Raw genomic sequence first — 14421 nt, 5'->3', positions numbered from 1 at the left:
TATTAAGGAGGAACCCTTTGATGGAATTAGAGCAAATCATTTACAATCTAGTCTTACATGGCGGAAACGCCAGAGGCGAGGCTTATGAAGCATTAGATGCAGCAGAAAAAGGGGATTTTGAATCTGCCGAGAAGCATCTGGAAAAGGCTGATGAGGAATTTTACGCAGGTCATGATTATCAAAACGCATTGGTACAAGGTGAACAAAGCGAAACACCTAACTTCCTTGTTATACACGCTCAAGACCAGCTTATGACGGCTCTTGCAGAAAAGAACCTCATAAGAAGGCTTATAGATCTTTACAAGAGGTTAGATGCTCTTGAAAAGAAAGTAAAATAAATACTGAATTAAAAGGTGAGTCATCCTCACCTTTTAATTTTGCCATTTTAGATTGCTTTTTATCTTTTTTGCTTTAAAGTATTGAATAATTTGTGTAAATTTTGTACAATGGAGATGGACATTTTATAAAAAATTTTAAGAGAGAGGGATTGTCGATGTACGATTCTAAAATAAAAGACGAGAACGTGGACAAGCTTTTTGAAGCGATTTTAATGCTTAAAGACATGGAAGAATGTTATCGTTTTTTTGAAGATATAGCTACTATAAACGAGGTTAAGTCGCTAGCTCAAAGACTTCAAGTGGCTAAAATGTTAAGAGATAGGAAGACGTATATTGAAATAGCTGAAAAGACAGGTGCCAGCACAGCTACCATAAGTAGAGTTAACAGGGCGCTTAATTATGGAGCGAATGGATACAATTTGATTTTAGATAGATTAAAGGAAAAATCTCGGTAGACCCGAGATTTTATTTTATTATAGGCATAACAATAAAATGGTTGATTAATTAAAAAGTTACATATACAATATAATCGTAAGTCTAGGTACAAATATTTTATTTGGAGTGAATTAGATGAATATTCTTGAAGGACTAAATGATAGACAAAAGGAGGCAGTTGTCACTACAGAAGGACCTGTTCTGATTTTGGCTGGTGCAGGTAGCGGAAAGACGAGAGTTTTAACACATAGAATTGCATATCTTGTAAGGGAAAAAAATGTGTCACCAGCAAACATCATCGCTATTACTTTTACAAACAAGGCAGCAAAAGAAATGAAGGACAGAGTTGAGTCACTATTAGGATATGTAGGAGATCTTTGGGTTTCTACATTCCATTCGGCATGTGTTCGCATATTGAGAAGAGATATTGAAAAAATCGGGTATGATAGAAATTTTGTAATATACGATACGCAAGATCAAAAAACGCTGATTTCTGACTGCATAAAAGAATTGAATTTAAATGACAAGCAGTACACAATAAAAGGAATGTTAGGTGCCATATCAAAGGCGAAAGACAGGATGATATCGCCAGACGACTTTTTGCTGGAATTTGGCAATGACTACAGAAATAAAAAAATCGCTGACGTTTATAAGCTGTACCAGAAGAAGCTTAAAAAAGACAATGCACTGGATTTCGATGATATAATAATAAAAACCATAGAGCTTTTTCAAAAAAACGAGGACATATTGAGGTATTATCAAGATAAATTCAGGTATATAATGATAGATGAGTATCAAGATACAAACAGGCCACAGTATGAATTTGTAAATCTATTGGCTAAAAAGTACAGAAATCTTTGTGTCGTAGGCGATGATGATCAAAGCATATATGGATGGAGAGGGGCCGACATAAAGAATATTTTAGACTTTGAGAAAGATTATCCAGAGGCTAAGGTTATAAAGCTTGAACAAAATTACCGTTCAACGCAGGTTATACTTGATGCGGCTAATAGCGTAATTGATAACAATGTCAAAAGAAAAAGAAAAAGACTGTGGACAGATAATAAAAACGGTGAAAAGATTGTCGTATGGGAATCGCAAAATGAGAGAGATGAGGCTAATTTCATCATAGAGACGATAAAAAACTTGGTTTCTGAGGGGAGAAAATATTCGGACTTTGCTGTCTTATATAGGACAAATGCCCAGTCTCGTATATTTGAAGAAGCTTTTATGGCGAATGACATACCGTATAAATTGGTTGGAGCATTGAGGTTTTACGATCGAAAAGAGATAAAAGACATTATTGCGTATTTAAGGATTCTTGTAAATCCATACGATGACGTATCATTAAAAAGGATAATAAATGTACCTAAAAGAGGCATTGGTGAGTCAACTATAGCTTCTTTAGAAAAATATGCTGTAGAACATGATACAAGTATGTATTTTGCGATTCCTCATGTTGAAGTTAGTGGAAGAACGAGAAAGGCACTTGATAGATTTAAAGAGTTTATTGACGATCTGATAAGCCAGCTTGATTTTATGACTGTCACTGAAGTTATCGATTATGTACTGGATAAAACTGGATATATAGAGGAACTTAAGGCCGACGGCACTGAAGAATCTGAAGGAAGAATAGAAAATATAAATGAGTTTATCGGTGCAGCACGTGAATTTATGGAAAGTTCCCAGGAGAAATCTTTAGAAGCATTTTTGTCAGGCATAACATTGGTATCTGATATTGATACGGCAGGTGAAATAGGAGAGAGCGTAGTTTTAATGACACTACATTCAGCTAAAGGGCTTGAATTTCCCGTCGTATTTATAGCAGGTATGGAAGAAGGGATATTCCCTAATTCTATGTCATTTGTGTACGAGCATGAACTGGAAGAAGAGAGAAGGTTGTGCTATGTAGGCATAACTCGGGCAAAAGAAAGGCTTTTTATGACTTATGCACGAAATAGAAATCTGTACGGCAAGCCACAGTACAATACGGCTTCAAGGTTTATCAATGAAATTCCTCGAGACTTGGTCATCGAATACGACAAAGGCACTGTTAAAAGAAATGACTATGTCTCAGTTTCATCGTATATAAATACTTTTGCCAGGAAGGCGAATAATAAAGAAAACTACAATCCAGGAGATAAGGTTGAGCACAAATTATGGGGCATTGGAACTGTAGTAAGCGTTGATGGAAGCGGCGATGATAAGGAGATTACAGTCGCATTTCCTAATGTTGGCATAAAGAGGTTGTCTTTGAAGTACGCTCCAATCAGGGCTATATTATAAGGTGGTGTATTTATGGCGATAGAAGACAGGATAAAAGAATTGAGAGATAAGCTTAATCATCACAGCTACATGTACTATGTACTGGACAAGCCTGAAATATCTGACTATGAGTATGATATGATGATGAGAGAGCTCATTGAGTTAGAAGAAAAGTACCCTCAGTTTAAGACGCCTGATTCACCGACTCAAAGGGTTGGCGGTGAACCTTTGAAAGAGTTTGAACCATTTACACATGTAGTGCCGATGCAAAGTTTGGCAAATGCTTTTTCTGAAGGCGAGCTTAGAGATTTTGACAGGAGAGTAAGAGCATCTGTCGGTGATGTAGAATACGTAGTAGAGTTTAAAATTGACGGTTTATCTGTGGAGCTTATATATGAAAATGGCTTTTTTACCGTCGGCTCCACGAGAGGTGACGGAATTATAGGTGAAAATGTGACAAACAATCTAAAAACCATTAAATCAATTCCTTTAAGACTTAAAGATGATTTAAATCTCATCGTAAGAGGTGAGGTTTTTATGCCTAAGGCTTCATTTGAAAAGTTAAACGAAGAAAGAGAATTAAACGGAGAAAGCCTTTTTGCAAATCCGAGAAATGCTGCTGCTGGATCACTTAGGCAATTAAATCCTAAAATCACGGCTAAAAGAGATCTGGATATTTTCGTATTTAATTTACAGAGAATAGATGGAATAGAATTAAAAACACATGCTGAAGCATTAGAATTTTTAAAATATCAAGGATTTAAAGTAAGTCCGCATATTAAAGTATGTGGAAATATAGACGAAGTCATTGAAGACATAAATTATATAAGAGACATAAGGGATAGTTTGCCTTATGAAACAGATGGAGCAGTTGTCAAGGTAAATGATTTGGGAAAAAGGGAAATTTTGGGGTCTACTGCAAAGGATCCTCGTTGGGCAATTGCATTCAAATATCCAGCAGAAAGGCAAAAGACGAAAGTCAAAGATATAGTAGTTCAGGTTGGAAGGACTGGTGCACTGACACCAACTGCCATATTAGAGCCTGTGAAAATTGCAGGTTCCATCGTATCAAGAGCGACGCTTCACAATGAAGATTACATAAGAGAAAAGGACATAAGAATCGGTGATACGGTGATAATTCAAAAAGCAGGCGAAATCATACCTGAAGTTGTAAGTGTTGTAGCAGAAGAAAGAGATGGCAGCGAGAAGTTTTTTATCATGCCAGAAGTGTGTCCCGAATGCGGTGCTGCAACGGTGAGGCTTCCCGGTGAATCTGTGACTAAGTGCACAGGTCTAAATTGTCCTGCTAAGTTAAAAAGAGGCATAATACACTTTGCATCTAAAGATGCTATGGACATAGATGGATTAGGACCAGCGGTAATAGGACAGCTTCTTGACAACCATCTTATACACAACATATCAGATCTGTATTATTTGAAGTACGATGATTTAGTAAAACTGGACAGGATGGGAGATAAATCAGCAAAGAATCTCATCAATGCTATAGAAGAAAGCAAAGGCAGAGATTTAGACAGATTGATTTTTGGGCTTGGCATTGATCTCATTGGAAGCAAAGCTGCCGGCATTTTAGCCAGTCATTTCAAGACGATGGAATCTCTTGAGAAAGCTACTTTTGAGGAACTTACTGAAATAGAAGAAATTGGCCCTAAGATGGCAGACAGTGTGGTGGCCTTTTTTAAGGAAAAACAAAATCTGGATATAATAGATAGATTAAAAGCTGCTGGTGTAAATATGCGCAAGAAGGATGCAATAAATGTTAATGACAATTTTAAAGGACTTACTTTTGTCTTAACAGGAACACTTGAAAAGTACACAAGAGATGAGGCTAAAAAGCTTATAGAAGAAAGAGGAGGAAAAGTGACAGGTTCTGTTAGCAAAAAAACAGATTATGTCGTCGTAGGTGCAGATCCAGGTTCAAAGCTTTCAAAAGCACAAGAGCTTGGAGTAAAGATTTTAAATGAAGAACAGTTTGAAAACATGCTGAAACAATGATAAAATTAACTAAACGATGCTTTTTATTAGTATTTAAGAGTTGAAAGGGTGTGTATGCATGTCAATTACAAAAGACCAAGTTATCCACGTATCAAAATTAGCAAGGCTTAAATTTTCTGATGACGAATTAGAGAAATTTTCTCATCAGCTTGATAGCATTATAAAATATGTGGACAAGTTAAATGAGCTAAATACAGATGGCGTAGAGCCTACAGCGCATATTGTACCAATAAGCAATGTTTTCCGTGAAGATGAAGTTGTGCCATCAATGGACAGAGAAAAAATCCTTATGAATGCTAAAGAAAAAGAAGATGGATGCTTTAAAGTACCAAAGATAATCGAGTGAGGTGATATTGATGGAATTGCATGGATTAACAATACATGAGCTTAATGAACTTTTAAGGAAAAAAGAAGTAAGCGCTGTAGATGTGACTAAAGCGTATTTAAAAAGAATAAATGAAGTTGAACCAAAAGTAGACGCGTTGATATGCGAAACAGAGGATTTTGCGCTTAAAAAAGCCGAAAAAGCTGACAAAATGATTAAAGATGGAAACATAAATGACTTGACAGGTATACCTGTTGTCATAAAGGACAATATGTGTACAGAGAACATAAGAACTACGTGTGCATCGAAAATGCTTGAAGATTTTGTCCCACCATATAATGCGACGGTAGTCGAGAACCTTAACAATCTTGGCGCTGTAATGGTGGGAAAGGCAAATTTGGATGAATTTGCGATGGGTTCCTCAACCGAAAATTCTGCTTTCAAGACGACTAAAAACCCATGGGATTTGGAAAGAGTGCCTGGCGGTTCATCTGGTGGTTCTGCCGCATCAGTTGCTGCTGATGAGTGTGCATTTTCACTTGGATCTGATACAGGCGGTTCTATAAGGCAGCCTGCATCATTATGCGGCGTCGTTGGCATGAAACCTACGTATGGTCTTGTTTCCAGATATGGACTTGTGGCTTTCGCGTCATCTTTAGATCAAATAGGTCCTATCACAAAGGACGTGACAGACTGTGCTATTGTGTTAAATGCCATTGCAGGTCATGATCCAAAAGATTCTACTTCTGTAGACAATGTAAGAAAAAGCGATTATAAAGATTTCCTAAAAGACGATATAAAGGGAATGAAGATAGGATATGCAAAAGAATTCTTTAGGCAAGGTCTTGATGAAGGAGTAAAGAAATCCATCGAAGACGCGTTAAAGACATTTGAGGAGTTAGGAGCCGAAATAAGGGAAATAAGCCTTAAATACATGGATTATGCGCTGGCGGCGTATTACATAGTAGCATCTGCAGAGGCAAGTTCAAATTTGGCAAGGTATGATGGCATACGGTATGGCCACGCAGCAGAAAAATACGAAGACCTTATCGATATGTACATGGTATCCAGAAGCGAAGGCTTTGGAAAAGAAGTAAAGAGAAGGATAATGTTAGGTACATATGCATTAAGTTCGGGGTATTATGATGCGTACTACAACAAAGCGCTGAAAGTAAGGACACTTATTAAACAGGATTATGAGAAGGCTTTTCAAGATGTGGATGTAGTAGTAGGGCCAACGTCACCTACGACGGCTTTTAAAATCGGTGAAAGAGTGGAAGATCCTTTAGCAATGTACCTGGCTGATGTATATACAGTTCCAGTTAATATAGCGGGGCTTCCGGGATTGTCGTTGCCTTGTGGACTTTCAGATGGACTTCCTGTAGGCCTTCAAATCGTCGGTAAGCATTTTGATGAAGGAACGATATTAAATGCAGCATATGCTTTCGAAAAAGCTTTAAGCTTTAATGCAAAACCAAGTATAAAAGGTGGTGCTAAATGATGAAGTACGAAGCGGTTATAGGACTTGAAGTACATGCAGAGCTTCTTACGAAGACGAAGATATTTTGCAACTGTACTACTGAATTTGGGGGTGAACCTAATACACATGTATGTCCAGTATGCTTAGGGTTACCAGGTACGCTGCCTGTTTTGAATAAAAAAGTTGTAGAGTATGCTGTGAAGGCTGGACTTGCGCTAAATTGTGAAATATCTAAATTTAGCAAAATGGATAGAAAAAATTATTTTTACCCAGATTTGCCTAAGGCATACCAGATATCTCAGTACGACCTTCCGCTTTGCAAGAATGGATACGTAGAAATTGAGACATCTGATGGTGTAAAAAAGAAAATAGGGCTTACGAGGATACACATAGAAGAAGATGCTGGAAAGTTAATGCATGAAAACGTAGATGGATCATTAGTAGATTACAACAGGACAGGTGTGCCGCTTATTGAGATAGTATCTGAACCAGACATGAGGACACCTGAAGAAGCTTACTTGTACTTGACAAAACTAAAAAGCGTCCTTGAGTACTCAGAAGTATCTGACTGTAAAATGCAGGAGGGATCTTTAAGAGTTGATACAAACGTATCAGTAAGGCCTGTCGGCAGCAAAGAATTTGGGACAAAAATAGAGCTTAAAAATTTAAATTCATTTAAAGCTGTTCAGAAGGCATTGGAATACGAGATAAAAAGACAGATAAGACTTATAGAAGACGGAGAGATGATAGTGCAGGAAACTCGCCGGTGGAACGAGCAAAAAGGCATTACTGAGTCAATGCGCTCTAAAGAGGAAGCACATGATTATAGGTATTTCCCAGATCCAGACCTTGTGCCAATAATAGTCTCTGATGAATGGAAAGAGGAAATAAGAAAATCACTTCCTGAAATGCCTGAGCATAAAAAGGAAAGATTTATCACACAATACGGGATTCCAGAATATGATGCATCTGTAATTACTTCATCAAAACCATTGGCAGATTTTTTTGAGAAGTGCGTTTTAGAGTACTCCTCAGCCAAAACAGTAAGTAATTGGATAATGGGTGAAATGATGAGGCTTTTAAAGGAAACGGGAAAAGAAGTCGAAGAAGTTTTGATTAAACCACATCAGATGGCCTCGCTTTTAAATCTTATAGATAATGGCACTATTACAGGTTCTATTGCTAAAACCGTTTTTGAGGAAATGTTTGCAACAGGTAAAAATCCCGAAGAAGTCGTAGAGGAGAAGGGATTAAAACAGCTTAGCAATGAAGATGAGATTAGGGAGATTGCATTAAAAGTCATTGAGGACAATCCAAAATCTGTTGAAGATTATAAAAATGGCAAGGATAAGGCAATAGGTTTCTTAGTAGGACAAATAATGAAGGCGACAAAAGGAAAGGCAAATCCGCAATTGGCAAATAAAATTTTATTAGAAGAGCTCTCAAAATAAATATTATTATTTTTAAAATTTAAGCATACACTATTAATAACAGTGTATGCTTTTTAAATTTAATATTATTTCAGAATATACTAAAAAATACAAGATAGTAGTATTATATAAACAATTTTCACTGAATTTTTAATATATACTTGTTTAGCAAAACATCTAATGATATAATAAATAAAAATCATCATAAATTGTTTCAAAATTATGAACAGTAAATTTATCTTAATGCCGCATGCATAGTATATTGTGAGTAAAATATTTTTATTTGCGATATGTCCTGATTTTCAATTAAGTTGTGCCTATATTAAAATATTAAAATTTTGATGTAGTCAAGAAGTACTTTAAAATAAATCTTACATAGCTGGGGGTGAGAGATGAGGACTTATTTTTGGGGGGAGTAAAATCAAAAATATTATATTTTGATGGGAGGAAATTTTTGATGAAGAGAAAAAATTGGTTAGCATTATTGTTGACGTTGGTATTAGCACTTTCTGCACTATTGGCAGGGTGTTCAGCAAATAGTAACAGCAGTTCACAAAGCAAAAACAATAGTAGCTCAGGTACTCAAACTGCAAAGGCAGATGAACAGGTTTTGACTTTAAATTTAAGGGCTGATCCGCCGAACTTAAATCCATTCACAACGACAGATGTTGCGTCATTTGATGTATTGAATGATGTTCTTGAAGGATTGACAAGGTATGACAAGAATGGCTAGCTTAAACCAGGCTCTGGGCTTGCAAAAAGTTGGGACATATCAAGCGATGGTCTCACTTATACATTCCACTTGAAAGATGGGATAAAGTGGAGCGATGGAAACCCGATAACAGCTTATGACTTTGAATACTCATGGAAGAAAGTATTAGATCCTAAGACAGCATCACAATACGCATATCAATTTTATTACATTCAAGGTGCTGAGGAGTACAATTCAGGCAAAGGCAGTGCTGACCAAGTAGGAATAAAGGCTCTTGACGACAAGACGTTGCAAGTCAAGTTAAAAGCACCTGCGCCACAATTCTTAGGTCTTACTGCATTTGGAACGTATTTGCCACAGGAGAAGTCTTTCGTAGAAAAAGTAGGAGTTGATAAATTAGGTTCAAGTCCAGATACATTAGTTTACAGTGGTCCATTTGTATTAAAGCAGTGGAATCACGATCAAAATCTCGTTTTAGAGAAAAACCCTGATTACTGGGATAAAGACAGTGTGAAGTTACAGAAAGTCACATTATTGATAATAAAAGATGCAAATACACAGGCTCAGAACTACGACAATGGTACGCTTGATCAGATGAGGGTTCCAAGCGATCTGATGGATAAGTATAAGAATACAAAAGAATTTTCAATAAAGCCTGTAGCTACCAACTGGTATATACAGTTTAACGATAAGAAAGGCGTATTTAAAAACGTAAATATTAGAAAAGCATTTACATTAGCTATAGACAGAAAGGCATTTACAGAGCAGGTTTTGAAGGATGGCTCTATACCAGCAGAATCAATAGTGCCGCCAGGAGTTCCTGGATATAACGGCGAGGATTTTTCAAAGCAAGACGGTTCACCATTCTTTAAAGATAATGATGTGCAGGCTGCAAAAGATTATCTGAAGAAAGGGCTTGAAGAATTAGGCTTAAAAGAATTGCCTACAATTACATTTACAGCAGATGATACAAGTGCGGCTAAAAAGGATGCTGAAGCATTGCAGCAAATGTGGAACCAGAATCTTGGCGTAAATGTGCAGATAAAGAATGAGGCATTTAAGATAAGAATAGACGACATGAATAAAGGAAATTACGATATGGTATTAGCTGGATGGGGTGCAGACTACAATGACCCAATGACATTCCTTGATATGTGGGAGACAAACAATGGCAACAATACTGCTTTTTACAGCAATCCAGAATACGACAAGTTAATTGATGATGCAAAGTCAACGCCAGATTTGAAGAAGAGAAACGACGATATGATACAGGCAGAGAAAATTGCCATGAACGATATGGCTATAGGTCCGCTTTACTTCCAAGCTTACGCATTAGCTACAAAGAGCTATGTTAAGGATTTGGTTGTTCCAACATTCGGAACAGAGTGGGAACTTAAGTGGACATATATAGAAGGAAAAAATCAATAATAATTCATCAATGAGGATGAACCGGGGTCGCTCCCCGGTTTTTGCATGTTTGCAAATTTTCGTGCAATTCAACAAGGATTTTAATTGACTCTAAAAAATTGCCGAAATACTTTAAAATATTGAGATTGATTGTCAATGGTGCTATACTTAAAAAGTGTTTAGTTTATAAATAACAATATTTTTATGAAATTTTTGTGGCAGAATTTTTCGCAGTTTAAAATAAGTAAAATATAGTGTCTCTCTGCAAGTGTAAAGGGTAAAAATTTGTTATTGATTAATAAATCTAAATGTAATAAAATTTATGTATATAAAAAATTCAATTATCATATAAATCAAAAAATATGAATAATGGGGGGTGTGCTTTTTAAGTATAGCCGGGGGGCGAATACTGTTATTTTCATTTTTTATTTTTATTAACTTTAGGAGGAGAAATGATGAAAGGACAGAAGAAGATAGTCATAATGGGTTTTGTTTTATTGATGGCGCTGAGTGTAGTTGTTACAGGTTGTGGGGGGAGTGCTACAAACAGTGCATCAAATGGCGGTAATGATAAGCAAGTGTTAAACCTAAATCTGGTACAAGAGCCACCTACGCTTGATCCGCAAAAAGCGACTGATGTGGTTTCTATTGATATATTGACAGAAGTATTAGATGGATTGACAAGATATGACAAAAATGGCAAGATAGAACCTGGTTCAGGTCTTGCGAAAAGTTGGGATATTTCAAAAGATGGACTTACCTATACATTTCATTTAAGGGATGCTAAGTGGAGCGATGGCAATCCCATAACAGCACAGGATTTTGAATACGCTTGGAAAAGAGCCCTTGATCCTAAAACAGCATCGCAGTACGCGTACCAGCTATTTTATATAAAAGGTGCAGAAGAGTACAATGCCGGCAAGGGTACTGCTGATCAGGTTGCTGTTAAGGCATTGGATGATAAGACATTGCAGGTTACACTAAAAGCACCTACTCCCCAATTCTTAGGACTCACTTCATTCGTAACATATCTACCACTTGAAAAATCAGTTTATGAAAAATATGGTGATAAGATTGGTACAGATCCTGATAAGTTAGTGTACAGTGGTCCATTTGTCATTAGCCAATGGAACCATGAGCAAAGCATAACCTTAGAAAAGAACAAGGATTACTGGGATAGCAGCAGCGTTAAATTGCAGACAGTTAACTTTACTATGATAAAAGACAATAACACACTTGTTCAAAACTATGATAGCGGTACGCTTGATTCTATATTTGTGCCTGGTGATTACATCGATAAGTACAAAAGCTCAAGTGAGTACAGCGATAAAGCCCTTGCCACTAACTGGTATATACAATTTAACACGAAAAATCCAGTGTTTAAAAATGCAGATATAAGAAAGGCGTTTACACTGGCTATTGACAGAAAATCTTTTGTTGAACAGGTGACAAAAGATGGTTCTATTCCTGCCGAAGCTGTTGTGCCGCCAGGCATACCAGGTTATAATGGTGATTTTAGAAAAGAAGCAGGAGAAGCTTATTTTAAGGACAACGATGTGTTACAAGCAAAAGAGCTGCTTAAGAAAGGGATGTCAGAGCTTGGCATAAGTAGGCTTCCTACAATAACACTGCTGGGGGATGATACAGACAATGCAAAGAAGTATGATCAAGCACTTCAGCAGATGTGGAGCCAAAACTTGGGTGTAAATGTTCAAATTCAGAACGTAGCATTTAAAGTGAGAATTGACATGATGGACAAAGGAAACTATGACATGGTATTTGCTGGCTGGGGTGCTGACTACAATGATCCACTTACATTCCTTGATATGTGGGAAACAAACAATGGGAATAATACGGCATTTTATAGCAATCCCCAATATGATAAACTTATAGATGAAGCAAAAGTAAATGTAGATTTGAAAGCGAGAAACGATGAGCTTATACAAGCAGAGAAGATTTTAATGGATGATATGCCAATAGGACCTGTATATTTCCAAGCAAGGCCATTCGTAGTAAAGCCTTATGTGAAAGATTTGTATTTCCATACATTCGGTTCTGATTGGGAATTTAAATGGGCTTATATTCAAAACAATTAAAATTTAAGATTTATGGTATATATGTATCATCATATATACCATAAACAAATATTTATAGGAGGTGTTTTGATTGCTAAATTATTCAATTAAAAGGTTTGTGTATATGCTTATTACAATATGGGTAATCATAACATTGACATTTTTCTTGATGCACATGATACCTGGCGATCCTTTTACAAGCGAAAAAAAGGTTCCGCCACAAATAAGACAAAATATGTTGGCAAAATATCATCTTGATAAGCCTCTCATTGTACAATATGGGTATTATTTAGATAATTTGATGCATGGCGATTTAGGAATTTCTCTTAAATATTTAAACAGAACGGTAGATGATATAATTAAGCAATCTGCTCCAGCTTCATTCCAGCTTGGTGTGCAATCAATTTTCCTCGGTGTTGTCTTCGGATTATTCTTTGGAATTGTTGCGGCATTAAAGCGTGGAGGTGGTTGGGATTATTTTTCGATGTTTTTAGCCATTATTGGTATTTCTGTTCCAAACTTTATAATAGCGACCCTATTGCAGCTTCTTTTGGCATCAAAGCTAAAGCTGCTTCCTGTGTCAGGATGGGGTTCATTTAAATACACTATATTGCCATCTATAGCATTGTCATTCGCTACACTGTCTATAATTTCTCGTATGATGAGAACAAGCATGTTAGACGTCATTGGACAGGATTATATAAAGACGGCAAAAGCGAAAGGACTTTCACAGTTGCAGATAATATGGAAGCATATGGTTAGAAATGCCATTATGCCTGTTGTAACAGTTTTAGGTCCATTGTTTGCTGGAATAGTCACCGGCACGTTTGTCATCGAACAGATTTTTAGCATACCGGGTCTTGGAAAGTTTTTTGTGCAAAGCATATACGATGAAGATTATTCCATGATATTGGGTACAACCATATTTTATAGCATCATATTGGTGGTTATGATGTTTATAGTAGATATTGCTTATGGACTTATAGATCCAAGAGTAAGACTGGCAAAGGGAGGAAAGTAAAATGGTGGATATAAGTAAAGATAAATTTGAGATAGTTGGAGCAAATGCTTCTGAAAGCCAGTCGATTGTAAGACCAAGCATTAGTTACTGGCAAGATGCGTGGAGAAGGCTTAAAAAGAACAAGGTTGCTATGGCATCTTTGGTTTTCTTAATACTTCTTGTTATAATGTCGATAATAGGTCCTCACTTAAGGCCTTTTGACTACGCACATCAGGATTTGTTTAATACAAACAAGCCATTTTCAAAAGTTCACTGGTTCGGAACAGACTACCTTGGAAGGGATTTGTTTGTAAGAGTTTGGATGGGTGCAAGGGTATCATTGTTTATCGGTGTTACAATTGCATTGTTGGATGCAGTAATTGGTGTTACGTATGGTGGTATAGCTGGTTATTTTGGTGGGCAAGTAGATAATATCATGATGCGTATAGTTGATATACTTTATGGCATACCTTACTTAATACTTGTAATCCTTTTGATGGTTGTCATGGGTCAAGGCTTATGGACGATCATCACTGCAATGGTTATGACAGGTTGGGTAGGTATGGCCAGAATAGTTAGAGGTCAAGTGCTGCAGCTTAAAGAGCAGGAGTTTGTCTTAGCTGCTAAGACGCTTGGAGCGAGTCCAGGCAGGATAATATTGAGACATTTGATACCAAATGCATTGGGTCCAATAATAGTATCAATGACATTCGATGTTCCTAATGCAATATTTGCAGAAGCATTTTTAAGTTACATCGGTCTTGGCATAAGGCCACCTCTGGCAAGCTGGGGTACGCTTGCGAATGACGCTACACAAGTTTTGCTAATGTATCCAATGCAGCTTTTCATACCGGGCTTCTTTATAAGCATAACAATGCTGGCATTTAACATGCTTGGTGATGGCTTGAGAGATGCATTAGATCCAAGGCTTCGCCGTTAAA

General features: G+C 36.8%; 10 protein-coding genes and 1 pseudogene. All 11 read left to right on the top strand.

The features are described from left to right. The first annotated feature begins 20 nt into the window (after positions 1-20). The 11 genes and pseudogenes from HNR52_RS06080 to HNR52_RS06030 all read left to right on the top strand — a co-directional run bounded on the left by HNR52_RS06080 (position 21) and on the right by HNR52_RS06030 (position 14420). Positions 21-338, top strand: coding sequence for a PTS sugar transporter subunit IIA (locus HNR52_RS06080; protein WP_013787523.1), 318 nt, complete (start codon positions 21-23; stop codon positions 336-338). A gap of 155 nt (positions 339-493) precedes the next feature. After that, positions 494-793: a YerC/YecD family TrpR-related protein gene (locus HNR52_RS06075; RefSeq protein ID WP_013787524.1), complete on the top strand. Its 300-nt coding sequence runs from the start codon at positions 494-496 to the stop codon at positions 791-793. Between the two features lie 115 nt (positions 794-908). Next, positions 909-3059, top strand: a complete 2151-nt coding sequence (gene pcrA / locus HNR52_RS06070) for a DNA helicase PcrA (protein WP_435619980.1) — start codon at positions 909-911, stop codon at positions 3057-3059. Between the two features lie 12 nt (positions 3060-3071). Then, positions 3072-5051, top strand: coding sequence for an NAD-dependent DNA ligase LigA (gene ligA / locus HNR52_RS06065; protein WP_435619979.1), 1980 nt, complete (start codon positions 3072-3074; stop codon positions 5049-5051). Between the two features lie 58 nt (positions 5052-5109). After that, the gene (gene gatC, locus HNR52_RS06060; protein WP_013787527.1) at positions 5110-5397 is read left to right on the top strand and encodes an Asp-tRNA(Asn)/Glu-tRNA(Gln) amidotransferase subunit GatC; all 288 of its coding nucleotides are present in this window, start codon (positions 5110-5112) and stop codon (positions 5395-5397) included. Between the two features lie 10 nt (positions 5398-5407). Beyond that, on the top strand, positions 5408-6877 hold the full coding sequence (gene gatA, locus HNR52_RS06055; protein ID WP_435619978.1) for an Asp-tRNA(Asn)/Glu-tRNA(Gln) amidotransferase subunit GatA: 1470 nt from the start codon (positions 5408-5410) through the stop codon (positions 6875-6877). Then, the gene (gene gatB, locus HNR52_RS06050) at positions 6877-8307 is read left to right on the top strand and encodes an Asp-tRNA(Asn)/Glu-tRNA(Gln) amidotransferase subunit GatB (RefSeq protein WP_435620002.1); all 1431 of its coding nucleotides are present in this window, start codon (positions 6877-6879) and stop codon (positions 8305-8307) included. The genes gatA and gatB overlap by 1 nt, the downstream gene beginning before the upstream one ends. Positions 8308-8743: 436 nt before the next feature. Further along, a pseudogene (locus HNR52_RS06045) lies at positions 8744-10426 on the top strand (peptide ABC transporter substrate-binding protein). A 434-nt stretch (positions 10427-10860) separates the two neighbouring features. Further along, positions 10861-12501, top strand: coding sequence for a peptide ABC transporter substrate-binding protein (locus HNR52_RS06040; RefSeq protein WP_435619977.1), 1641 nt, complete (start codon positions 10861-10863; stop codon positions 12499-12501). A 70-nt stretch (positions 12502-12571) separates the two neighbouring features. Further along, positions 12572-13501 carry an ABC transporter permease gene (locus HNR52_RS06035; protein ID WP_013787532.1) on the top strand — a complete coding sequence of 310 codons (930 nt, stop codon included), beginning with the start codon at positions 12572-12574 and terminating at the stop codon, positions 13499-13501. 1 nt (position 13502) lies between these two features. Beyond that, positions 13503-14420: an ABC transporter permease gene (locus HNR52_RS06030; protein WP_013787533.1), complete on the top strand. Its 918-nt coding sequence runs from the start codon at positions 13503-13505 to the stop codon at positions 14418-14420. Position 14421: the final 1 nt, after the last annotated feature.

This window comes from Thermoanaerobacterium thermosulfurigenes (assembly GCF_051201035.1).
Lineage (GTDB): Bacteria > Bacillota > Thermoanaerobacteria > Thermoanaerobacterales > Thermoanaerobacteraceae > Thermoanaerobacterium > Thermoanaerobacterium thermosulfurigenes.
Note: the sequence above shows the minus strand (reverse complement) of the source record. Positions and strands in the feature narration are given on the sequence as shown.

What these genes read in the sequence shown, in the direction of transcription:
- pcrA (WP_435619980.1), top strand. Translation starts at nt 909, where the DNA reads ATGAATATTCTTGAAGGACTAAATGATAGACAAAAGGAGGCAGTTGTC.
- ligA (WP_435619979.1), top strand. Translation starts at nt 3,072, where the DNA reads ATGGCGATAGAAGACAGGATAAAAGAATTGAGAGATAAGCTTAATCAT.
- gatA (WP_435619978.1), top strand. Translation starts at nt 5,408, where the DNA reads ATGGAATTGCATGGATTAACAATACATGAGCTTAATGAACTTTTAAGG.
- HNR52_RS06040 (WP_435619977.1), top strand. Translation starts at nt 10,861, where the DNA reads ATGAAAGGACAGAAGAAGATAGTCATAATGGGTTTTGTTTTATTGATG.
- HNR52_RS06080 (WP_013787523.1), top strand. Translation starts at nt 21, where the DNA reads ATGGAATTAGAGCAAATCATTTACAATCTAGTCTTACATGGCGGAAAC.
- HNR52_RS06030 (WP_013787533.1), top strand. Translation starts at nt 13,503, where the DNA reads ATGGTGGATATAAGTAAAGATAAATTTGAGATAGTTGGAGCAAATGCT.
- gatC (WP_013787527.1), top strand. Translation starts at nt 5,110, where the DNA reads ATGTCAATTACAAAAGACCAAGTTATCCACGTATCAAAATTAGCAAGG.
- gatB (WP_435620002.1), top strand. Translation starts at nt 6,877, where the DNA reads ATGAAGTACGAAGCGGTTATAGGACTTGAAGTACATGCAGAGCTTCTT.
- HNR52_RS06075 (WP_013787524.1), top strand. Translation starts at nt 494, where the DNA reads ATGTACGATTCTAAAATAAAAGACGAGAACGTGGACAAGCTTTTTGAA.